The 22688-nt window shown below is 40.1% G+C and carries 17 protein-coding genes and 2 pseudogenes; 1 reads left to right on the top strand and 18 read right to left on the bottom strand.

The genetic code is table 11. The features are described 5' to 3' along the window. Both K364_RS0121570 and acpS read right to left on the bottom strand, forming a co-directional pair. Positions 1 to 1572 carry a bifunctional ADP-dependent NAD(P)H-hydrate dehydratase/NAD(P)H-hydrate epimerase gene (locus K364_RS0121570; protein WP_028309723.1) on the bottom strand — a complete coding sequence of 524 codons (1572 nt, stop codon included), beginning with the start codon at positions 1570 to 1572 and terminating at the stop codon, positions 1 to 3. Positions 1573 to 1583: 11 nt separating this feature from the next. Beyond that, complete coding sequence (acpS, locus tag K364_RS0121565; RefSeq protein WP_028309722.1) at positions 1584 to 1955, bottom strand: holo-ACP synthase; 372 nt, start codon at positions 1953 to 1955, stop codon at positions 1584 to 1586. Positions 1956 to 2138: 183 nt separating this feature from the next. Here acpS and K364_RS25220 point away from each other — a divergent pair, with 183 nt between their 5' ends. Further along, positions 2139 to 3479 carry a histidine kinase gene (locus tag K364_RS25220; protein WP_051534314.1) on the top strand — a complete coding sequence of 447 codons (1341 nt, stop codon included), beginning with the start codon at positions 2139 to 2141 and terminating at the stop codon, positions 3477 to 3479. A gap of 47 nt (positions 3480 to 3526) precedes the next feature. Here K364_RS25220 and K364_RS0121555 read toward each other — a convergent pair whose 3' ends face one another. From K364_RS0121555 to kce, 16 genes and pseudogenes are all read right to left on the bottom strand, one after another. Further along, positions 3527 to 5872, bottom strand: a complete 2346-nt coding sequence (locus K364_RS0121555) for a Lon protease family protein (protein ID WP_035270636.1) — start codon at positions 5870 to 5872, stop codon at positions 3527 to 3529. A 144-nt stretch (positions 5873 to 6016) separates the two neighbouring features. After that, positions 6017 to 6325, bottom strand: a pseudogene (locus K364_RS28030) (methyl-accepting chemotaxis protein); the annotation flags it as partial. A gap of 117 nt (positions 6326 to 6442) precedes the next feature. Further along, positions 6443 to 6868 (bottom strand): annotated as a pseudogene (locus K364_RS28025) (sugar diacid recognition domain-containing protein); the annotation flags it as partial. A gap of 211 nt (positions 6869 to 7079) precedes the next feature. After that, complete coding sequence (locus tag K364_RS0121545; RefSeq protein ID WP_028309719.1) at positions 7080 to 8693, bottom strand: PucR family transcriptional regulator; 1614 nt, start codon at positions 8691 to 8693, stop codon at positions 7080 to 7082. An 80-nt stretch (positions 8694 to 8773) separates the two neighbouring features. Next, the gene (locus K364_RS0121540) at positions 8774 to 10027 is read right to left on the bottom strand and encodes an aspartate aminotransferase family protein (protein ID WP_028309718.1); all 1254 of its coding nucleotides are present in this window, start codon (positions 10025 to 10027) and stop codon (positions 8774 to 8776) included. Positions 10028 to 10101: 74 nt separating this feature from the next. Then, entirely contained in the window at positions 10102 to 11586 is a 1485-nt protein-coding gene (locus tag K364_RS0121535) for a trimethylamine methyltransferase family protein (protein ID WP_028309717.1), read from the bottom strand. Between the two features lie 312 nt (positions 11587 to 11898). Further along, complete coding sequence (gene kamA, locus K364_RS0121530; protein ID WP_028309716.1) at positions 11899 to 13131, bottom strand: lysine 2,3-aminomutase; 1233 nt, start codon at positions 13129 to 13131, stop codon at positions 11899 to 11901. A gap of 175 nt (positions 13132 to 13306) precedes the next feature. After that, positions 13307 to 14881 (bottom strand): Na+/H+ antiporter NhaC family protein, encoded by a 1575-nt coding sequence (locus tag K364_RS25215; protein WP_051534312.1) that lies wholly within the window; start codon positions 14879 to 14881, stop codon positions 13307 to 13309. A 157-nt stretch (positions 14882 to 15038) separates the two neighbouring features. Further along, positions 15039 to 15974: a LysO family transporter gene (locus K364_RS25945; protein ID WP_051534311.1), complete on the bottom strand. Its 936-nt coding sequence runs from the start codon at positions 15972 to 15974 to the stop codon at positions 15039 to 15041. Next, complete coding sequence (locus K364_RS0121515) at positions 15971 to 17440, bottom strand: sigma-54 interaction domain-containing protein (RefSeq protein ID WP_028309714.1); 1470 nt, start codon at positions 17438 to 17440, stop codon at positions 15971 to 15973. Before K364_RS0121515 ends, K364_RS25945 begins: the two co-directional genes overlap by 4 nt. A gap of 104 nt (positions 17441 to 17544) precedes the next feature. Beyond that, the gene (locus tag K364_RS0121510; RefSeq protein WP_035270634.1) at positions 17545 to 18312 is read right to left on the bottom strand and encodes an enoyl-CoA hydratase/isomerase family protein; all 768 of its coding nucleotides are present in this window, start codon (positions 18310 to 18312) and stop codon (positions 17545 to 17547) included. A 90-nt stretch (positions 18313 to 18402) separates the two neighbouring features. Further along, the gene (locus K364_RS0121505; protein WP_028309712.1) at positions 18403 to 19254 is read right to left on the bottom strand and encodes a 3-hydroxybutyryl-CoA dehydrogenase; all 852 of its coding nucleotides are present in this window, start codon (positions 19252 to 19254) and stop codon (positions 18403 to 18405) included. A 14-nt stretch (positions 19255 to 19268) separates the two neighbouring features. Next, positions 19269 to 20447 (bottom strand): acetyl-CoA C-acetyltransferase, encoded by a 1179-nt coding sequence (locus K364_RS0121500; protein ID WP_028309711.1) that lies wholly within the window; start codon positions 20445 to 20447, stop codon positions 19269 to 19271. Between the two features lie 41 nt (positions 20448 to 20488). Further along, complete coding sequence (locus K364_RS0121495; protein ID WP_028309710.1) at positions 20489 to 21154, bottom strand: 3-oxoacid CoA-transferase subunit B; 666 nt, start codon at positions 21152 to 21154, stop codon at positions 20489 to 20491. Continuing rightward, a complete protein-coding gene (locus K364_RS0121490; protein ID WP_028309709.1) occupies positions 21147 to 21812 on the bottom strand; it encodes a CoA transferase subunit A in 666 nt (221 codons plus the stop codon). The genes K364_RS0121495 and K364_RS0121490 overlap by 8 nt, the downstream gene beginning before the upstream one ends. A gap of 14 nt (positions 21813 to 21826) precedes the next feature. Next, positions 21827 to 22687: a 3-keto-5-aminohexanoate cleavage enzyme gene (gene kce / locus K364_RS25210; protein ID WP_051534310.1), complete on the bottom strand. Its 861-nt coding sequence runs from the start codon at positions 22685 to 22687 to the stop codon at positions 21827 to 21829. Between the last annotated feature and the right edge of the window lies 1 nt (position 22688).

The raw sequence follows: 22688 nt of genomic DNA, 5'->3' as shown, positions 1-22688 counted from the left end.
TTATTCACCCTCAGTTAATTCTCTTAATACACATGGGAGATAATCAATAATATCCATTGCCGTCAACGAGTATTCACCTAATTGTTCTGCTGCCCTATCCCCTGCATATCCGTGGAGAAAGACACCAACAGAGGCCGCTGCTTCAATGTCAAGTTTCTGGGCTAGAAGTGCTCCTATTATACCTGCCAGAACATCCCCAGAACCACCTGTGGCCATACCTGGATTTCCATTAATGTTTAGATAGGTTCTACCCCTTGGCGAGGCAATAATGGTTTTAGAGCCCTTGAGTACAAGGGTGACGCCCCACTCTTTGGCATAACCCTCTGCAATTGAGAGGCGGTCTTTTTGTACCTCCTGGCTGTCTAATTTGCATAGTCTGGCCATTTCACCTGGGTGGGGTGTGAAAATCATACCTGTTTGTACTTGCTTAAAAAATTCCTTTTTGTCCCTTATTATTTTATTAAAAAGGTTTAAACCGTCAGCATCCAGGATTACAGGAATTTTTAATTGGGGCAATAGCTCCTTTAATAATGTTTCCCCTTCAGCAGAAACACCCATTCCAGGACCTATAACTATAGTATCTGCTTTTTCAGCCACATCTAAAATAGGTTCCAGAGAATCTCTGCCAAGGAGGCCCTTTTCACTCTCAGGCAGCGGTCGTGTCATAACCTCAGTAAGCTTTTGTTCAAGAATAGGATTTAGAGATCGGGGTACCGCCGCAGTAACAAGGCCGGCACCAGCCCTTAAGGCTCCTGTGGCTGCCAAATAAACGGCACCTGTCATCCCAGGTGAGCCTCCTAATACTAGAACGTGACCATAAGTGCCTTTATGGGTATTATGGTCCCGTTTTGAAAGCTTGCTCTTAACCCATTCTTTAGTTATTAATTCCCGATTTAAAGTATGACTATTTAAAAGCTGTCGTGGCAGGGATATGTCAGCCACTTCTATCTCTCCACTATACCTGCACCCCGGTTCAATAAATATACCAATCTTGGCCAAACCAAAGGTAATGGTATGATTGGCATTAATACACTCACCATGTACCTTTCCAGTATCAGCTTCCAGGCCAGACGGCACATCTGCACTTAGTGTTAATCTCCTGGATTCGTTTATGAGCTTGATAAGCTTTGCAGCTATGCCCCTGGGTTCGCCCTTAAGTCCAGTACCAAAAATAGCATCTACAATTAAATCGGCATACATCATGGATATTTCTACCCTATGCAGATCTTTATCATTGATAATTGGATATATCTTGGCTCCCATGGATTGTAGGATTGTGAGATTTGCTGCTGCATCACCTTTAATCTCTGCTGGACTGCACAATAAATAGACCTTTACTTCCACACCCTTATTGATAAGATGTCTGGCAATGACCATTCCGTCTCCACCATTATTGCCCTTACCGCAAAAAATCATGATTCTCTTTCTGCCTAGGTCATGTCCAAAAATCTGAGCTATCTTCTTTACCACGGCCAAACCTGCATTTTCCATCAATACAATTCCAGGTATAGCATATTTACTTATTGCAGTACTATCTATATTTATCATCTCAGTAGAAGTAACAAGTTTCACTTTTTCTCCCCCTATTCGGCTACAACAAAGGCTACCGCATATTCAGAGCAATGTGACAGGCTTAAATTAAAATTGCTAATATATTGGGATCTTGCTGTCTCAGCAGCCAACCCAGACAGGTTAATACCAGGTTTACCTTTAGGATCTAATTTGATCTCAATATCCAACCACTTTATCTTACCCTTGCCTGTTCCTAAGGCTTTTAATACTGCCTCCTTGGCGGCAAAACGTGCAGCCAGGGAAGGATAGGGATTCTTTTTGTTCCAGCAGTAATTCCATTCATCCATGGTAAATATCTTATTTTGGAACTTTTCCTTGAATTTTGCTATGGAGCTTTTAATCCTTACTATACTAACAATATCGGTACCTATTCCCTTTACCACCTAAACCTTCTCTCCTTTACTATATATGTGAAGCTTAAATATTACACACTATCATTTTCAACATTATCCTGGTAATTCCTTCTTAAATCTTTTATTTTGCAGGAGTTGATTGACAAAAAGTAGAATTATGAGACAATAACAATTAACTATTCATGTAACTATTCATGTTGTGGAGGAACCTTAATGTCCAAAACCTTAATCTTTTTATGTGTTATAATTTTTTCCCTGTTAGAAGGGCTGTTTCTCCTAGCAGCTCCCCTGGAGGTAGCTTTGAAGGCATTTCTTTTGATTCCTGCTAACGTTACTTTCTTCTGGTTAATACTAAAGTTATACACAAAGCCGTCAAAAAGTCAAGATGAAAACAGGCAGGCCACAAATACAAGCCTTTTTATCGCCCACGAGACACTCCCCTACTTACGGCATGGTTTAGACGAAAACACCGCCCAAAATACGGCTGAAATTATAAAAAAGATCAGCCAGCTGCCGGCTGTTGCTATAACTGACAAGGAAAAAATCCTGGCTTTTCTGGGTGTAGGATGCGAAAGGCACCGTCCTGGAGATCCCATAGTTACATCAGCTACCAAAGAGGTTTTAAAAACCGGGAAATATAAGGTTATTGAAACCTCGGAAGGATTTAACTGTCCCGTTAAGGACTGCAGCTGTCCCCTGGGTGCAGCCATAATAGTGCCCCTTAAGGTTAAGGGCAAGGTCATAGGGACACTAAAGCTATATGATACTCGTCCAGGCCCCCTTCCCGATCAATCAGTTAGACTTGCCTTGGGCATCGGACAGTTATTAAGTATGCAAACTGAATTAGCTGAGCTTGACAGACAGTCTCAGCTTCTAACTAAAGCCAGACTTGATGCTTTACATGCACAAATTAATCCACACTTCTTTTTCAATACAATTAATACCATTGTCCTTTACAGTCGAACCAATCCTGAAAAGGCTAGGCAGCTTCTAATCCATCTGGCTGACTTTTTCAGGCAAACTCTCAGAAGACGAGGACACTATATAACCCTTGGGGAAGAACTAGAGTGCATTCACACTTATTTAACACTGGAAAAAGCTCGCTTTGAGGATTCACTAAAAATCGTCCAGGATATTGACGATTGCCTGCTTGATACAAAAATACCCTTTCTCAGCCTTCAGCCCATTGTGGAAAATGCTGTAAAGCATGGGATAACCCCCAAGGTGGGTGGAGGAACCTTAAAGATTTCCGCCAGTATGGTGGAAGATACTCTAGTAATGATGGTATCTGATGACGGTGTTGGCATTCCCGAAGAAAAAATTCACCTGGTTCTTCAGCCAGGTTATGGGTCTGGAAATGGGGTAGGCTTAAGTAATGTACACGAAAGACTAATTAGTCTTTATGGACCAAGCTATGGGTTGAGAATTTGTTCAAGTTCCGATCAAGGAACCACAGTTCAGCTTAGAATTCCTATCAAGGCTTCAATATCTGACGAGAATAGCCCTAACACATCAAATGTATATATTAATGAGATCACCCTACAGTCTCAATAGTATTAGAGCCCTTATGCTTTCAAAGTGGATGCATAAGGGCCCTTAATTTAATCAATATCCTGGTCCCCGGCAAATTCCTCAAGTTTTGTTTGCACCCTTTCAAAAAATTCTTCTGGAGAAAATCCGGTTAAGAGTTCTATGGCTTCATCTACATGGGAAAAAGAGTAGATGTGAAATTTGCCTGCCTTACAGTCCTTTACAAGCTCTTTACTCAGCATTAGATTAACGATATTTTGCTTTGGAATTATTACTCCCTGGGTTTTAGTAAGACCTCGTTCTTTACACAGCTCATAGAAGCCCTCTATCTTTTGATTTACACCACCAATTGGCTGAACCTGGCCTCTTTGATTCATTGCTCCGGTTATAGCCAGATCCTGTCTAACTGGAATATCAGTAAGAGCTGAGAGAAGCACAACCAACTCAGCACAGGAAGCACTATCCCCATCAACACCACCATAGCTTTGTTCAAAACAAATGCTTGCACTAATACTCAGGGGTGATTTTCTTGCATACCTGCCACCTATATATCCTGAGAGAATAAGAACGCCCTTATCATGAATCTTTCCGCTCATTTTCGCTTCACGTTCAATATTTATAAGACCCTTCTTTCCTTTAAATACCCTGGCTGTAATTTTTGAAGGTTTTCCAAAGGAATAATCCCCTAGATTATATACAGAAAGGCCGTTTATCTGACCAACAACCTCACCTTCTGTTTCAATAAGAATTTGTCCTTCAATTATGTTTTCCTGAATTTTTTCCTCAAGCAGGTTTGCCCTATTAATTTTTTCCTCTATTGCCCTTTCCACATGGGTTGAGCTTACAACCTGGCTCTGTTCTATTTCAGCCCATGCACTTGCCTCATAGACAATTTCAACAATTTCATTAAATCTTGTTGAAAGCCTTTTCTGGTGGCCTGCTAATCTCGAGCTGAACTCAATGATCCTGGCAACGGCTGTTTTGTCAAACTCCTTAAGTTTCTCCAGTTGGCATACTGAACTCACGAACTGGGAGAACATGAGTATATTATCCTTATTTCTTTCCATGGAAGTATCAAATTGGGCAATAATTTTAAAGAGCTTGCTAAAATCCTCATCATAGTTGTACAGCAGCTGCTGAATGTACGAGCTTCCAATGAGAATAACTTTTACATTAATAGGTACTGCTTCCGGCTTGATGGTGGCAGTTGGAAATATTTTGAATTGCTCTCCAATGTTTTCAATTACTGATTCCTGATTTTTCAGGGTTCTCTTTAAGGCGTCCCAGGCAAAGGGATCTTTTAGAAGCTCCTTGGCATGTATTATAAGATAACCTCCATTAGCTTTATGTATAGAACCACACTTTATCATGGAAAAGTCTGTGCTTATTCCGCCTATGTTAGCCTTGCCTTCAACCTTCCCAAATAGATTGTAATAGTTGGGATTGGTTTCACATACTACAGGTGCCCCTTCCTGGTTAGCATTATTTACAAATAGATTAACCTTATATCTGCTCAAATGGCTTTCCATCTGCAGGGGTAATAAGGGATTTAGTGATTGATCCTCCTCTTTTATCTTAAAGACATTTAAGTGATCTGCCATATCCTTTTCAACATTGTCTAAATAAACTTGTATCTTCAGATAATCCTTATACTTTTCTCTCACCATATCTATTTCGGGCTTAATTACTGCCATGGCAATCTTTTTTTCTATGGAGACAAGCTCCATAGAAGCTTCCTTCTCTAATACCTTTATTTTTCTTGTTACTTCGTCCAGGAGCTTTTGCATTTCTGGAATTTTTTCTTGAATTTCCTTTGTAATTTCCTCAGTTATTAATTCTTCTTCCATCTGGTCTACAGGCTTACCATCCACCAATGGAACACTAACTAGACCCTTGGATGTTTGACGTACAACAAAGCCCTTTTCCTTGCCTATTTTATCCAACTCCTGTAATAATTCACTGGTATCCTTTTGATATTTATCTCTGATTAGTCTTCTTTGGGTATCGAATTCCTCGCCGGTAAATGCCTTTGAAATCCCCTTTTTAACAGTTTCAACTAATTCATCCATATTTGCAGCAAGCTTTTCTCCTGTTCCAGGGGGAATTTCAATGATTATGGGCCTGTCTATTTCCTTAAAGTTAAATACATAACATATGTCATTTGGCACCTGCCCCTTAGAAGCTACATTGTAGGCCAGCGACTTGGCATAGCTGGTTTTTCCAGTTCCGTTTATTCCAGCCATGTATATGTTGTATCCTTTATTGTTTACTCTCAGGCCAAAATTCATTGCCTTTACTGCCCTTTCCTGACCTATAATACCTTCCAATGTTTTTACATCCTTTGTGGTTTTAAAGCCTAATGAAGCCGGTTTACAAACCTTTCTTAAATCGTCTATACCAACTCTAAATCTCCTCATCAATTCACATCCTCTTAGACAGTCATATATAAGCTCGGTATTGACTACTATTATCCTTTATTTATATCCTGTTATCTATTCTATGTTATCCCATGTCTAAACGCCACTAACTACTATTCTTTGCAAGTGGGAAATAAATGGTTATTACTTTTGTAACAACTTATTTGTTGCCTCTTGGATCCCTACCATGCTTTCTGAAAGCCCCTGTAAAGCCATGGACTGCTGTCCGGTTATCTCAGCTGATTGTTTGACTATGCTTGATATATCATTTATTACACGTTGGATTTCAATAATGGTTTGGTTTATGCTGTTTACTGATTCCTTGGATTTAGTTGATAGCTTTCTTACTTCCTCAGCTACAACGCTAAAGCCACGTCCATGTTCACCTGCCCTGGCAGCTTCAATTGCAGCGTTTAGCCCTAGTAGATTTGTCTGGTCGGCTATGGTTCTGATTATTTCTATTATTTCATTTGTATTGTTAGACTTTTCCAAGGCTTTAAGGCTAATGCTTTCTGTCTCTTTTGTATAAGAGGCTATTTCCTCAGCACTTGCCGTCAATTCTTGAATAACTGCAGAGATGTTTTGTATCTGGTTGTGAACCAAACTGCTTATTTGGGATTTCTTTATTTCCTCAACTACGATTACAGAAGCCAATTCCTGGAGAGGCTTAACTAATAATGGATCTCCAGTTATGCCAATACAAGCAATTCTTTCTCCATCTAAAACTATAGGACCTGTATAGCCTGGTAAAACCCCTGTCATGTTTTTTGCATCCTCTTCAGTTATTGCAGCAAAATCACTAATACCAGACATGACCTTTTTTGCTCCTTCATGTATAGTTCCCAGTCGTTCTGGTTGGGTGGTAGCTATTATTTCCCCGCCGTTTCCCATGAATTGAACGTTGTTCTTGGTAATATTATGAATTATATCTACAACTCTTTGTGCCAGATCCTTTTTAACCCTGTGCGTCCAGTGTCCATTTTCTTCTTTACTCATTTTCAACCCCCCTTTGTTTCTTCACCGGTCACTGTCTTCATCTCATTTTAAGCAAACACAAAAACAAATTCATATATTCCTATATTCAATTTGACAAAATATTTAATTTTCCTACCAAATATATGGATTATTTTTTATTTGCTCAAAAATCCCAAAGAAAACAAAAGCAGCCATTCTAGAGTGACTGCTTTGGTTTTATCACCAATTGCTATTATATTACTTTTAAAAGCATTAGGGCCATTTGAAGTTTTAGTCTATCTTGCGGTATTAAAGGATCTAGGCCTGTAATTTCTTTTATTCTTTGTAATCTATATCTTAACGTATGGCGATGTACATACAGGCTTGTTGACGTTTCCTGCAAATTACAGTTGCAGGCAAGAAAGTGTTCAAGGGTTGTCACCATTTGGGACCCATTCTTTTTATCATAATCTATTAAGAGGCCCAGCTTCTCTTTAAAAAAGCTTTGGGAAAAGTCCTGGCGGGCAATTTCATAAAATAAATTGTATATTTCAATATCTGTAAATAAAGTCACCGTTTTATTAGCTATTCCTCTCAACTCTATTGCCCTGGATGCCTCTTGATATGCAAGGTTTAGATTTTCAAGCTTGCTGTAATAATTGCTTATACCTGCCACAATCCCATGGCTGCCATACTTAGCTTTTATAATATCAATAATCTCTTGAGATGCTTTTTCAACAAGGGGAAAATCTTCATTACTTACCTGGAGCAATAGCAGTATTTTATCGTGGGAGAACTTATACATGTATCTAAGGCCGTACTTGGAAATACAGTGCTCAATAGAGGTTAATAAATACTTTTTTAGGTTAAACAATTGGTTTTCAGTTTTACAATTAGCCACTATCTCCCAACTTGTTAAATTAAAAAGGATCAAATGGTAACCCTTATTCTTATCGTAACCAAAGGTGGCAGCCTTTTTTGCAAGTATCTGTGGCGGATTTACTCCCTTCAATGTTTCTTCTAGAAAATCCTCCCTTAAGCTATTTTCTGTCTCTCTCACTGCAATCTCCTTTAACATTACAAGGGCGGCCAGGGTTGCTGCATGCTCTATTGCTATTGCATCCATTTCCTCCAGGGAATCCTCTGGATTTAAAACACATAAGTAACCCATAGTCTCAGACCCTGTAGTAATAGAAACTAGATAAACCTGATCACCATTATTTAATCTAACATATTGGGATTTGGCACTTATCAGGTTTGAAATGCTTTTTATTTCCTCGGTAAGACAAAAGAATAATTTAAGGTCTTTAGTTGAAGTAAAGTTCTGGACAATTGGATTGTAAAATAAATCCAGGATAACTACATGCTTTTTAATCATCTCCATAAGGGTTCCGGCAATGCTGTCTAGCCCCTGGTTGTTTAATACAAGCTTTGTTAATTGTTTATAAATCTTTTGTGAGTATTCCAATAAATAAAACTGGTGATTAATAAGATGCTTCAATATATGACGTGTAAATCTGCTAAAGGAAAAATCCTTTGGCAGGTATAAGACAGGAAAGCCCCTTTTGTCTGCCTCCTCCAGCAAGGCTGCAGGAATTTCTGCAAGAGAAAAACCTGGCTGGATTGCAATTCCTGCCATATTTTTCTTATCAAGCAGTTCAATTAAGCTATTTTGCAGTTCTTGGTCCTCTGCAAGTCCATAGCCAGTTGTTACAAGCAAATCTCCCTCATCTAAATAGGTTAACTCATCTAGAACTTCTAGTATTGTTACCCATTTCACCTGTCTATTAAGTCCTCTATCCCCTGCAACAAGCTTAACTCCCTTTAAATTATCAATGTCAAGAATATTTTCTATGGTAAATGACATTTTGCTCCTCCTTAACCCAATAAAAGTGCATAAAAGGATAGGCTCCTAGTATGCACTTTTAAATTGGACCATGTGAAAGTTTATGTTACAGGGTACTTTTTACGAACAATATCCAGGGCTTCTTCAATTGCATTTAATGCATAGTACAGGTCTTGATCCGTATGTCTATGGGCAATATACCAGTGGTGGTATGGTTGAATAAATAAATTTCTTCGAATTGTCTCTGTGTAGAAACAGTTTCTGCGCTCTTTATATAGGTCATCTGCCTTTTCAAAGGTCAAGAAGGGCATTGGAGGTATCCCAGATACTAATGCAGGAACCTGTGATTTTGTGACAATGCTGCCAAGTCTGTCTAAAAACATCTCCCCACGCTTCCAGAGACTATCAATAACATTTTCTCTTTCTAATATATCAATGCACTTCATTGCAGCCACCATTTCCAGGCTGTTGGGAAAAAAAGTAGAGCTTATGAACACCTTTTTTTCTGCTACCTTCATTATTTCTTCCCTGCCAACACACGCACTTATGGCATAGCCGTTGGCCATGGCTTTTCCAAAGGTAGAAAGATCAGGTGTTACTCCATATCTTTCCTGGGCTCCTCCAAGAGATACTCTAAAGCCAGTTCTAATTTCATCAAAGATTAGTACAGCATTGTATTTGTCAGCCAGTTCTCGTACCCCTTCTAAATAGCCTTCAGGAGGAACTGTAACAGGGGCTGCCAGGGGGTGGCCCACAGGAGTTACAATTATGCATGCAACATCATTGCCATGCTCCTTAAGCAGTTTTTCCAAAGCGTCTAGATCCCCATAGGGGAACTCATGGGTTAAGTTCTTTATGGCATCCGGCACACCGCCCTGCACCTCAACGCACCAATCATGCCAGCCATGATAACCACAACGTAAAATTATATTTTTATCAGTATAGCCCCTGGCTATTCTAACTGCTACACCAGTTGCGTCTGATCCTGTCTTTACTAATATGGCCATTTCAGCTGAAGGAATTAAGTCAATTAATCTTTTTTCAAGTTCATTTTGGATAGGCTGAACCAGAGCAAAACAGAATCCCTTATCCATTTGCTCAATTACCGCATTATTAATTTCCTTTTCATTATATCCCAAGATTATTGGGCCATAGCCGCAAAGCATATCTATATAGTCATTGCCATCTACATCAACTATGTGGCCTCCATAGCCATGGTCGATAAAAATTGGGTATTCCCCAGGTATAAAATTATAGGGTCTGCGAATCCCCATTAAGCCTCCCGGAGAAAGACGCTGGGCCTCTTCAAACAAATCAAATGACTTTTGAAGTTTTAGCTTTGGTTTTTGTTCCACATTGTTCCACTCCTCATTTTAGAAGTTTTTACCAAATTTATTAGAAAATATCATGAATATGCTTAATATAGTATTTACATATTTGGTCCATTAGGAATTTCTTTAATGCCATGCTCCTTCATAAAACCTTTTACAACATGGTCTAATTCTTTTTCCTTTTCTGGCTTCATCTGATGGGGGACATGATTTTCTAATATATCCCTTACCCTTTCTTGTGCTAGTGCAAAGCTTCCTTTAGACCCATCAGCCTCCCAGGCACTGTTGCTTTGTCTGACAATAATCTTTGATGGCAGATAAGGCTCTTTTTTATACCATCTTAAGGTATGATCTGCTAGTAAATAATCTCCGCCAGGCCCTAATTCGGAAATGAGTTCTGCTGCCAATGTTTCATCATTAACATCAATACCCTTATTTAACCTTAAGGCCATACCACAAACTTCATTGTCAATTACTAGCTTTTCCAAGCTAAAGCAACCAACAAAATCCAGAATACCTGCACCAGAAATAACATTAACTCCTGCTAGTTGAGCAATGATTCCACTCATTGCAGTTTCTAAACCAGCCTGTATATCCACCAGTTTTGAATCACTAAGTCCTGCATAGGTGTGGGTAGGTAAGCCATAGTATTTGCCCATTTGTACATAAGCTGCACCAATCATGGTTGCCTCCAGGGCGCTCATGGGGGTAGTTCCATGCCTCATGTCAAAGGTTACAGGTGCACTGCCATAGATACAAGGAGCTCCCTCTCTAGTGCATTGAGCTAGGGTTAGACCACTTAAGGTTTCAGTTGCCTGAACAAGAACTGAACCTGCCAGTGTTGCAGGAGAAGCTGCACCAGGCATGGCCATTGTAATAAACTCTTGCGGAAGTCCATAGCGAGCACAGTCAATCATGTTTTGAGCACTAATATTAGTCCACTTAAGTGGGGGTGAGGCACAAATATCAAAAACAGCCAATGGTTTGTCTTCCAACTCCTTGTAACCACCCCTTACCACTGCAAGCATATCTCTCATTTTGGAAATGCCTTCAACACTAAAAGCACCGGTGATTATAGCCTTGGGAGAATTCTTTAACAACAAGTATAATCGAAAGCTGTCCCCAATTACCTTGGGAACATCATAGGGGGTAACAGCTGAACTCTGTAAAGCCAAATTATCTAATGCATCATTGACCTTTGATATATTAATCAAGTCATAGCTTTGGGAACTTCTAGTGGTAATGCCGTCCGATTCAATCATTTTAATTGCACAGGAACCTGGGTCAAAATAAACATTATTTCCAGATAAATTTGCCGCTAAGTGACCTTCCCTATCATATAATTTAATCTCCTCAGGAGCTGACTTAATTGCCTTTTCAACTAATTTTCCAGGTATTTTAGCAACCTTCTTGGTATAGTCTACAACCGCCCCATGATTTTCCAGGATTTTCAAGGCTTCTTCTGAATCAAATTTCACTCCAGTTTTTTCAAGAATACCAAGGGCTTGATCATGGATTTTTTCAATTTCTTCATTAGATAATAGTCTTAAACGAGGTTGCCCCTCAAAAGTAAATTTTGCCACTACATTTCCTCCTTGATTGTGCTTGTTTGCAATTACAAAATACTAAGCTATGATAGTTAAATTATGCACTCTATACTTTTCTTCCTTCTGCGTCATTTTCCTGCTTATACTATATACCTTGTACTATCAAGACCTAAAAAAGCATAAACATACAAAGCCAGGTTAGTTTTATATTATTAAATGCCCTGAGCTGCCCAATTATAGGCGCTATAGCAATTGAATGTAAAATTTTCTGTATTTACAACGTTTTTTGAATATTTATTCTGATGCCCATTTCTCAGCATTGCCTATAATTGGGCGTATATGCTTGTTCTAACCCTTGATTACAGGTTCCATGGCTACAGTATGCCCATTTAGCATTTTTGCGAGCCCCATATCGTAATCATTATGATGCTCACCACAATGCTCACAGGGCTTATCAGGATCAACTTCATGCTTGGGCTGTGTATAAGTATATAAACCGCCTTCAAAGTTCCTTACAATGACTTTGGAAGGAGATTGGGATATTAAATACTGGGGCATTACTGGTATCTTTCCTCCTCCCCTGGGAGCATCAACAACAAAGACTGGGACTGCAAGTCCTGATGTATGGCCCCTCAAGTATTCCATCATATGAATTCCTGCACTAACTGGAGTTCTAAAATGTTCAATACCCCTTGCAAGATCACATTGGTAGACATAGTAAGGCCTTACCCTCATTTTAAGAAGCCCATGAAGCAGTTTCTTCATTAACAGAGGACAATCATTGACTGATTTTAATAAAACACTTTGATTTCCAAGGGGAATACCTGCATCACTTAGCATGTCACAGGCTCTCTTGGCTTCTGGAGTTATCTCATTAGGATGGTTAAAGTGCACATTAACCCATACTGGATGGTATTTTCTAATCATGCTGCAAAGTTCTGCTGTTATTCTTTGGGGCATAACAACAGGCGTTCTAGTGCCAATCCTGATAATCTCAACATGGGAAATGGCCCTTAATTCTTTTAAAATATCCTCCAGGAGACTATCTGAGATCAGCAAACCATCTCCGCCTGAAATGATTACATCCCTAATAACCTTATTTTTTCTAATATAATCAATTGCAGCTGCTAGCTGCTGGCTGTTTCTTGCCTTGTCATTGGTTCCCGCCATTCTCCTTCTTGTGCAGTGACGACAGTACATGGAACACTGATCAGTCACCAGGAACAAAACTCTATCAGGATACCTGTGGGTTATACAGGATACTGGCGAGTCAACATCTTCATCAAGGGGATCATCCAAATCATATTTAGATCCACTTAACTCATGATAAGTGGGAACTGCTTGCTTCCTAATGGGGCAATTGGGATTATCCCTGTCTATTAGCAAAGCATAGTATGGTGTTATTGCCATCCTAAAGGTTTTGAGGCAGTTTTTCACACCCTCTTCTTCAGCTTCACTTAAAGGAATAATTTGTTTTAGCTCATCAACAGTAGTAATCCGGTTGGTGACCTGCCATTTCCAGTCATTCCACTGTTCATCAGAAATGTTTTCCCATAAGGATATCTCTTTATAATGTCTCATTTGCTTTCCTCCCATTTGATTTACGTACAATAAAAAATAATCTATCTATAGATCTATGACTAATAATTATATGCAAATTTTATACCAGTTTCTGCTATGGCCGCGCTAGTTTGCAGATAAAAAAAGACCCATGCAGCTTGTTTGGCTGTATGAGTCTTTATTTAAAAGGTTGGTTTTACATTTTTGCATCTACCTTTTCTATATGCTGATCCAGTTTATCAATTTCATCCTTATTAAACTTGTGGAAGATGTAAATTAAACCTATTAATACAGCTACTGAAACAATTAGGGGAATAATCACACTTTGGGTTATGCCTGCTACAATAAAACCAACTAACGCTGCAGCAGCACCAGTAGCAGAATAAGGGATTTGTGTTCTTACGTGATCTACAACTGGACATCCTGCACCAGTGGATGACAAAATTGTGGTGTCAGACAATGGTGAGCTGTGGTCACCCCATACAGCACCACTTAATAAAGCTGCCATGCAAAGAGCTATGGATGTATCAGAGAAAACTGCCAGAGGAATAGCAATAGGTATCATAATTGCAAAGGTTCCCCAGGAAGTACCTGTTGCAAAAGCCATGAAGCAGGCTGTAAAGAAGATTACCATTGGCAGGGTCCATCCTGGTAGGGCTTCAGTTACAACCTCTGCAAGGAATAACCCGGTACCAAGCTCACCTGTCACAGAACCAATACTCCATGCCAATACAAGAATCAATATGCCTGGAAGCATGGCCTTCATTCCTGCGATAACTGCCTCAACGCTTTCAAAAATACCTATGACACTTCTTACCTTAAACCATATTGCTGAAATTACAATGGTTAGGAAGGTTCCATAAACTAGGGCTGTTACCGAATCTGTATCCTGAATTGCCTGTACCAGACTAATTCCTCCATCAAAAAATCCACCTGTATAAAGCATGAACACTACACTAGAAAGGACCAAAACAAAAATAGGCACGAACATATCTGCTACTTTTCCATTTTCTGACGGTTCAACCCTTCTAAGATCGTCACCTGGAGGAGCTACGCTGCCCTCTTCATATAGGACCCCCTTTGTGAGTGTTCTTTTCTCGGCTTTAGCCATTGGGCCATACTCTAGATTGGTGAAAATTATTACTGCCACCATTATTATGGTCAGCCATGCATAAAAGTTATATGGAATTGTGTATATAAACTCCATAAACGGGTTTCCTTCGATACCAAGCTGGTTAAACTGATCTCCCATCATCCCTACTATATAAGCAACCCAGGTAGAAATAGGCATTAAGATAACTACAGGTGCTGCAGTAGAGTCGGTAATATAAGCAAGCTTCTCCCTGGAGATTCTAAATTTATCAGTAACAGGTCTCATAACAGAACCAACCGTTAAGGAATTAAAGTAATCATCAAAGAATAGTACAAGGCCTGTTCCAAAAGTTATTCCCTGAGCACCTTTCCTAGACTTAATCCTTCTAGTTGACCAGTCAGCAAAGGCCCTTGCTCCCCCGGCCTTTGTCATCATGCCAAGTACGCTGCCTAAAAACAATGTATACATAATAGTACGCATATTCCATTCAGGGTCTCCGGCACTTTCAAAAACAAAGTTAAAAGCACCAGTAAAGCTCGCCATAAGGTTGCCATCAAAAATAATAAATGTTCCTACCATAATACCTATGGTCAAGGATAGTAAAACTTCTCTAGTTACAATCGCTAAAATTATAGCTACCACTGGTGGTAACAATGAAATCCAACCATAATGTTCCACAAACATACCTCCTGTTTTCAATTTTTGTAATGGCCATTACCTTTTTTCTGACAATTCTCATTATTTGGCATTATTGTCTATATATGTCACCTCCTATGTGCTTTTTGCAGTATCAGCTAAGTGCCAACCCTCACTAATAAGCCAACCATATATGCATCTAAAAAGATAGGATAATTGGCAGCAAAATTGGAACAATAATCGTTAAAACTACACCACTTATCATGGCAATAAGAGCTACCCTTGTCCCTAAAGATTTAAATATTAATGGCAGGGTGGTATCCATGGCAGTTGCCCCCCCAGGCGTGCTGGCTGAAATTGGGCTAACTCTTGTGGCTAAAAGGGGAATTATTAGAAAGGAGCCAATCTCTCTAAAAAAATTGGTTAAAAAGGCAATTGTACCAACATCAGACCCCACCAGACTTGCCAAAACTCCCCCTGCAACACTATAAAACCCACATGCAGCCCCAATGGCAATGGCACTTTTAGCATCCACTGATATAAACAGGCTGGCTAGAAAACCACCTAATGAGCTTCCTAATAAAACTCCAAAGGGCACAAGAATACATTTCCAGCTTAAGCCTTTGAGGCTTTTTAACAGATTGTCATCACTTCCTATTTCTGTGCCAACCCCAAAACATAAAATATATAAAGATGTTGTAATTGTCAAATCCAATGTTTGCAATTCAAGGGGTGCTATTTTACCTAAAATGCCTCCAATTAGTAGTGTGATCAGCACCCTTTTAACAAAGGAATAATTGCTTACCTGAACAGGGGAGCTATCATTAGCTACCAAAGGGTCTTCTTGAGCATTTACTGGATCACATTTTAACAGGTTTAGCCTTTTTTCCATTAACCAAACAACAATTACACTGCCGGCAACTGCTGAAAGCATGAGAATAAGTGCTTTTATACTAAGAATTCCAATACTGTTAAGTACAGCTTCATCTAAAGTGATTTTTGCACCTAAAGCAGCTATAATAAAAAGTATGCTGGCAAAGGTTAGCTTACCAATAATCTTTAATAATTTTCGGGAAAGAATCTTTCTTAGTCCTAAAAAAATACCAATCAATAGGGACATAATCAAGAGGCTCATAAGCTGCCTCCCTTATTCTTATCCAATTCTAAATTACGCATTTTGTACTGAAGGGTTTGCCTGGGAATTTTGAGCATACGAGCAGCCTGTGTCACATTCCAATTACTTTCCTTTAAAGCCTCCAAAATTAAAGTGCCTTCAATGGAATTTAATGTTTCCGGCAGGGACTGAAAATTGGAAATTTGTGGTGCTTTGGTTTCAATAATATTTTTTTTGTTAAAGTGACTTGTAAAGTAAAAAGGCAGATGGTCCGATTTTATAGTTGAGCCTGACATGACATTTACTGCATGCTCCAAACAATGCTGTAATTCTCTAACATTTCCAGGCCAGTCATAGCAATGAAAAGCTGACATAACCCTATCGTCAACACCCTTAATATTTATATGAAACTTATCATTAAGTCTGCTGATAAAATGCTTTACAAGAAGGGGAATATCTTCCTTCCTTTCTCTCAAGGGTGGAATGTACAAGGAAATAACATTTAACCTGTAATAAAGGTCAATGCGCAGCTGCTTATTTTTAACAGCCTCAGCAGGATCTACATTTGTACATGCCACTATTCGCGGCCTGGCATATCTTAGTTTTGTATCACCAATCCTTCTAAAGGAACCTTCCTGAAGCACTCTTAAAATTTTACTCTGAAGGTCCAGGGGCATGGAATTAATCTCATCCAGCAGGAGAGTTCCCTCATGAGCTATTTCCAATAGTCCTGGCCTATCCTCGGAACCAGTAAAGCTTCCCTTTACAGTACCCATGAGAATACTCTCTAGCAGGGTAGCAGGTAACGCAGCACAGTTTTGTGCAACAAAGGGCTTAGTGCTGGTTGTCCCCTCGTTATGAATAGCCTGTACCAGAACTTCCTTGCCAGTACCCGTTTCTCCATATATTAATATGGGAGATGGGCTATAGGCAACCCTTTGAGCAAGCTTTTTTAATTTTACAATACTTGGACTTTCACCAATAATATCATCCAGGGTATAGATACTTGCATAATTACTATTATGGGAAGGAGCCATTGCAGAGGAAGCCATTGGGCTCTTTTTGCTGTCCATGAGCTTGGCCTGTAAATCAACAAGTCTTTCAGACAGGTTTTTGATCTCTGTTATATCCCTGGAAATATCAAATGCACCTATTAGTACCCCGTCTTTAAAAAGAGGATAGGTGGAGTAGACAACTGTTGCCTTTTTTCCAGTACGTGTTACCAGAGTTTGCTGCTGCTCTACAACCGGCCATTTGGTTTTTAAAACAGTCAAAAGCGAGCTATTGTTTTCATTAAGACTGGGGTATATGGATAAAAGATGCTTTCCAATGACCTCTTCAGGGTCCAAACCCTCAATTTTACTGGCAGCCTTATTGTAAAAAATAGTTACACCATTACAATCTATAACGGTTATGGCACTATCTATTGCATCTAATATGCTTAAAAAAATGTGTTTTTCTATACCTTCATTCAGATGAAACTCCACGATGCTCTCACCCCAATACATACTATTCTACAATGCTGCCAAAACTCCTACAAGGTTTTATAATATAATAATTATACAATCTGTATAAAAATCACAAACCCAAGCTACCTAAAATTGGGCTTCCTTTTTTCAAAATAGGCCTTAAATCCTTCTCTAAAATCTTGCTTTGTAAAACAAAGTCCAAACAGCCTGGTTTCATAGGACAGGGCCTCCTTCATGGAAATATTGAAGCCTTGATTCACAGAGTCTTTTATAAAAGAAATTGCACTGGAGCTTTTTGCTTTTAAAATATTGGCAATTTCATATGATTTTTCCAGCAAAAGGTCTGGGCTAAACACATGGTTTACCAGGCCTATTTCATACGCCCTTTTTGCATCAATTATACTACCTGTAATCATTAGCTCTAATGCTATCCCCTTGCCAACAAGTCTGGGCAGTCTTTGAGTTCCCCCAAAGCCTGGTATAATACCCAAGCCAACCTCTGGCTGACCGAAACGTGCCCTTTCTGATGCAATTCTAATATCACAGGCCATGGCCAGTTCCAGGCCCCCTCCCAGGCAGTAACCCTGGATTACAGCTATTACAGGTATTGGCAGCTCTTCAATTGCGTTAAAAACCTTGTGCCCCAATTTTACATATTCCATGGCCTCCTCAGGAGAAAAATCGGACATTTCTTTAATGTCAGCGCCTGCTGCAAAAGCTTTTTCCCCTGCTCCGGCAACCAAAAGGACCCTTACATCTTTGGAAAGGCTGTCAAGTACTGAAAGAACCTCATTCAATGCATCTCTAGTTAAACTATTTAAAGAATTCGGTCTATTTATAATTAAATTTCCAATATTATCTTCTACTGTATAAGTTATATTTTGATACATTAAAATCCTCCTTTTCCAAACCAGGGGGACGGTTCTCCTGGCTGTTTTTTTGGGAAATGTCCCCACATTAGAACAGAGCAGATTATAGATTTATTGATAGTTATAGAAACCTCTGCCTGACTTTCTGCCTAAATAGCCCGCATTTACATATTTTCTTAAAAGAGGGCAGGGTCTATACTTGCTGTCTCCATATTGTCCATGTAAAACCTCCATTATTGCCAGGCAGGTATCCAGGCCTATCAGGTCAGCCAGGGCCAGTGGCCCCATGGGATGGTTTGCTCCTAAAGTCATGACCGTATCCACATCCTCAACACTAGCTACCCCTTCATAAACTGCATACGCTGCTTCATTTATCATGGGAATAAGTACTCTATTTAAAACAAATCCTGGGAAATCCTGAACCTCAACACAGGTTTTACCCATTTTCTCTCCTGCTTTTTTAATTATTTCATAAGTTTTCTGGGATGTGTCCAGTCCTTTAATAATTTCAACTAAATTCATAAGGGGAACAGGGTTCATAAAATGCATTCCTATGAATTTATCCCTGCGTTGAACATTTTTTGCAAGGGCTGTTATGGAAAGGGACGAGGTGTTTGAAGCCAGTATGGTTTCTTCAGGGCATATTGTGTCAAGGTTTTTAAAAATTTCAGTTTTTATATTGTAGTCTTCCACAACGGCTTCTATAACCAATTGTACCTGGACGGCTTCATTTAAATCAGTACATGGCACAATACATTTTATTACAGCATCCTTCTTAACTATATCAAGCTTTCCCTTTTCCACTGACTTTTCTAAAAACCTGTTTATGGATTTCAGCCCTTTTTGAACAAGGCTTTCTTCTATATCATATAGATATACCTCTATTTCAGCTGCTGCAGCCACCTGGGCAATGCCTGCTCCCATTTGACCTGCTCCCACTACCATAATTTTATTTATATCCATGATACTCATCCTTTCTACCTCTCCAAAACAGCAGCAACACCCTGGCCTCCGCCAATGCAAAGGGTTGCCAGGCCGAGTTTGCTGTCATCTCTTAGCATCTGATAAAGTAGAGTAACTAGAATCCTGGTTCCACTGGCTCCAATGGGATGTCCCAGGCTGATGGCTCCACCATTTTTATTAACCTTTTCCATATCCCATGCAAGCTCTTTAGATACAGCCAAGGATTGTACTGCAAATGCTTCATTTGCTTCTATAACATCTATGTCTTCTAGTTTTATTCCTGCTTTTTTTATGGCCTTTTCTACTGCTGATACTGGGCCTATTCCCATAATGGTCGGCTCTACTCCTGTTGATGCATAGGACTTGATATATGCCAGGGGTTTTATTCCCAATTGACTGGCCTTTTCTTCTGACATAACTACCACTGCTGCTGCTCCATCATTTATTCCCGAGGCATTCCCTGCTGATACTGTTCCATCTTTTTTAAAAGCGGGGCGAAGTTTTCCTAAGCCCTCAGCTGTTACTCCGCTTCTTGGAAATTCATCTTCTGAAAATACTAGCGGGTCTCCCTTTTTCTGGGGTATGATTACTGGCACTATTTCGTCATTAAACTTTTTTTCTTTTTTTGCCTGTTCTACTTTTTGCTGACTTTTGGCTGCAAAGTCGTCTTGCTCTTCTTTGCTTATGTTCCACTTTTCAGCCAGGTTTTCTGCTGTAATTCCCATATGCACGTCTTCAAAGGCACACCAGAGGCCGTCTTTTATCATGGAGTCTATTAGTTTTCCATCTCCCATTTTATAGCCTGTGCGTGCTTTGTCCAGGAGATAGGGTGCCATGGACATGTTTTCCATGCCTCCTGCTACTATTATGTCTGCATCGCCAAGGATAACTGCCTGGGCTGCCAGGATAACTGATTTTAGTCCTGAGCCGCAGACTTTGTTTATTGTCATGGCAGGTACTTTATAGGGTAGTCCGGCTTTTATGGCTGATTGTCTTGCTGGGTTTTGCCCAAGGCCTGCTTGCAGGATGTTGCCCATTATGACCTCGTCTACTTGTTCTGGGGTAATCTGGGCTCTTTTGATTGCTTCTTTGATTACAATGGCTCCTAGTTCAACTGCTGATGTGTTGGCCAGGGTTCCTCCAAAGGCTCCTATTGGTGTTCTTGCTCCACTTACTATTACTGCCCTTCTCATCTGTCTTGCCTCCTTTTTCTTGTTTCTTTGGTATATTTTGTTTAAAGGGTTATGGTTTTAATGTCTTGTGGTATTATTAATTCTGCTTCTGTTGCTTTTTTTATTTCTTCTACTGTTGTTCCTGGGGCTATTTCTTTTAGTACCAGGCCTTCTTTTGTTACTTCTATGACGGCCATGTCTGTTACTATCAGGTCAACTTCTTTTTTTGCTGTAAGGGGCAGGGTGCATTTTTTTAGGATTTTGGGACTTCCGTCTTTGGCTGCGTGTTCCATGGCAATTATGACCCTTTTGGCCCCTACTACCAGGTCCATTGCTCCACCCATTCCTGGTACCATTTTTCCTGGTACCATCCAGTTTGCCAGGTTGCCTTCCTGGTCTACTTGTAATGCTCCCAGGACTGTGGTATGGATATGTCCTCCCCTGATTATTCCAAAGGAGGTTGCACTGTCAAAACAGCTTCCTCCTGGGAGTATTGTAACTGGCGAGGCTCCTGCGTTAACGCAGTCTTTGTCTATTTCTTCTGCTGCTGTTGGTGCCGGTCCTATGCCTATAAATCCATTTTCTGATTGAAACATTACATCTACGCCTTCTGGTACATAGTTGGCGCACATTGTAGGCATTCCAATGCCAAGGTTAACTACTGTTCCATCTACTAGTTCTTTGGCTATTCTTTTGGCTATCATTATTCTTTTTTCATTTTTATCCATTTTGGCTCCCCTCCATATTGACCAAAATGTCTACATAGACTCCAGGGGTATGCACCATATCAGGGTCTATTTCTCCTGTTTCTACTAGTTCTTCTGCTTGAACAATTACCAGGTCTGCTGCTGTTGCCATTACCGGGTTAAAGTTCCTGGCTGCTCTTCTATAGACCAGGTTTCCCCTTTTGTCGGCTTTATGGGCCTTTAGTAGGGCAACATCTGCTTTTAATGGTTTTTCTAGTATATATTGTTTTCCTTCTATGGTTAGCACTTGTTTTCCTTCTTCTACTATTGTGCCTATGCCTGTTGGTGTTAAAACTCCCCCTAGTCCTGCTCCTGCTGCTCTTAGCATTTCTGCTATACTGCCCTGGGGTGTTAAGATTACTTCCATTTCTCCTGTTTGCATTTGTCTGCCTGTTTCCGGGTGTGCTCCTATATAGGATACGTAGGCTCTGGCAAGTCTGTTGTCATCCTGCAGCTTGCCTACTCCCCTGCCTGGAAAGCCTGTGTCGTTGCAGATTAGGGTCAGGTTTTTGTAGCCTTGTTTGATTACTTCGTCTATTAGCATGTCTGGACAGCCGCAGCCAAGAAATCCCCCTATTGCTACTGTCATTCCGTCTTGCATTTTGCTTATTGCTTCTTGCGGTGTCAGTATTTTAACCATGATTTCACCCCCATTTAGGATGAGCCATAAGAGGTTGTGCCTCTTATCTGATTTTGGCTTTTGCCAGATATACCTAAGATTTGTCTGGCTTCATCTGGTGTGGCCACTTCTCTTCCAAGCTCCCCGGCTATCCTTGCTATCCTTTGCACCAACTGGGCATTTGATTCTGCTAGTACACCCTTTGAATAATAGATATTATCCTCAAAGCCTACCCTGACATGCCCTCCCAAAATAATTGCCATTACAGCCAGGGGCAGTTCAGCTCTGCCTATGCCAGCAACTGACCAGGTAGATCCCTCTGGAATGGATTCTACCAAATGCAAGAGATTCTTTGGTGTTCCGGTAATGCCTCCTGGAACTCCCATGACAAAATCAAAGTGAAGGGGTAAACTAAGCAACCCCTTTTTTACCAGAACCATGGCATTATTTATCATGCCTACATCAAACACTTCAATTTCAGGCTTTACACCCATTTCTTTCATATATGCAGCAAACTTCTCAATATCCCTGGGAGCATTGTAGAAAACCTCCTCCCCAAAGTTTACTGTTCCTGTTGTCAGGGTTGCCATTTCAGGTGCAAGAGATACTGGCTGCAGTCTCTCCTCTGGTGCCATTCCTACAGCTCCGCCTGTAGACGTTTGAATAATAACATTGGATTTTACTTTAATTGCTTCAATGTACTTCCTGAAAATCTCACTATCCTGGGTAGGCCTACCGGCCTCATCTCTTCCATGGAGATGAATAATTGAAGCACCTGCTTTTTCACACTCTGCTGCTTCCTGGCCTACCTCATCAGGAAGAATAGGCAGTCCGGGCTGCTGTTCCTTTGTCACTTCTGCCCCATTAATTGCCGCAGTAATAATAAGCTTTTGCATC

It is taken from the genome of Desulfitibacter alkalitolerans DSM 16504 (assembly GCF_000620305.1).
GTDB classification, from domain to species: domain Bacteria; phylum Bacillota; class DSM-16504; order Desulfitibacterales; family Desulfitibacteraceae; genus Desulfitibacter; species Desulfitibacter alkalitolerans.
The sequence above is the reverse complement of the archived record's forward strand: the minus strand, read 5'-3'. Positions and strand labels throughout refer to the sequence as shown.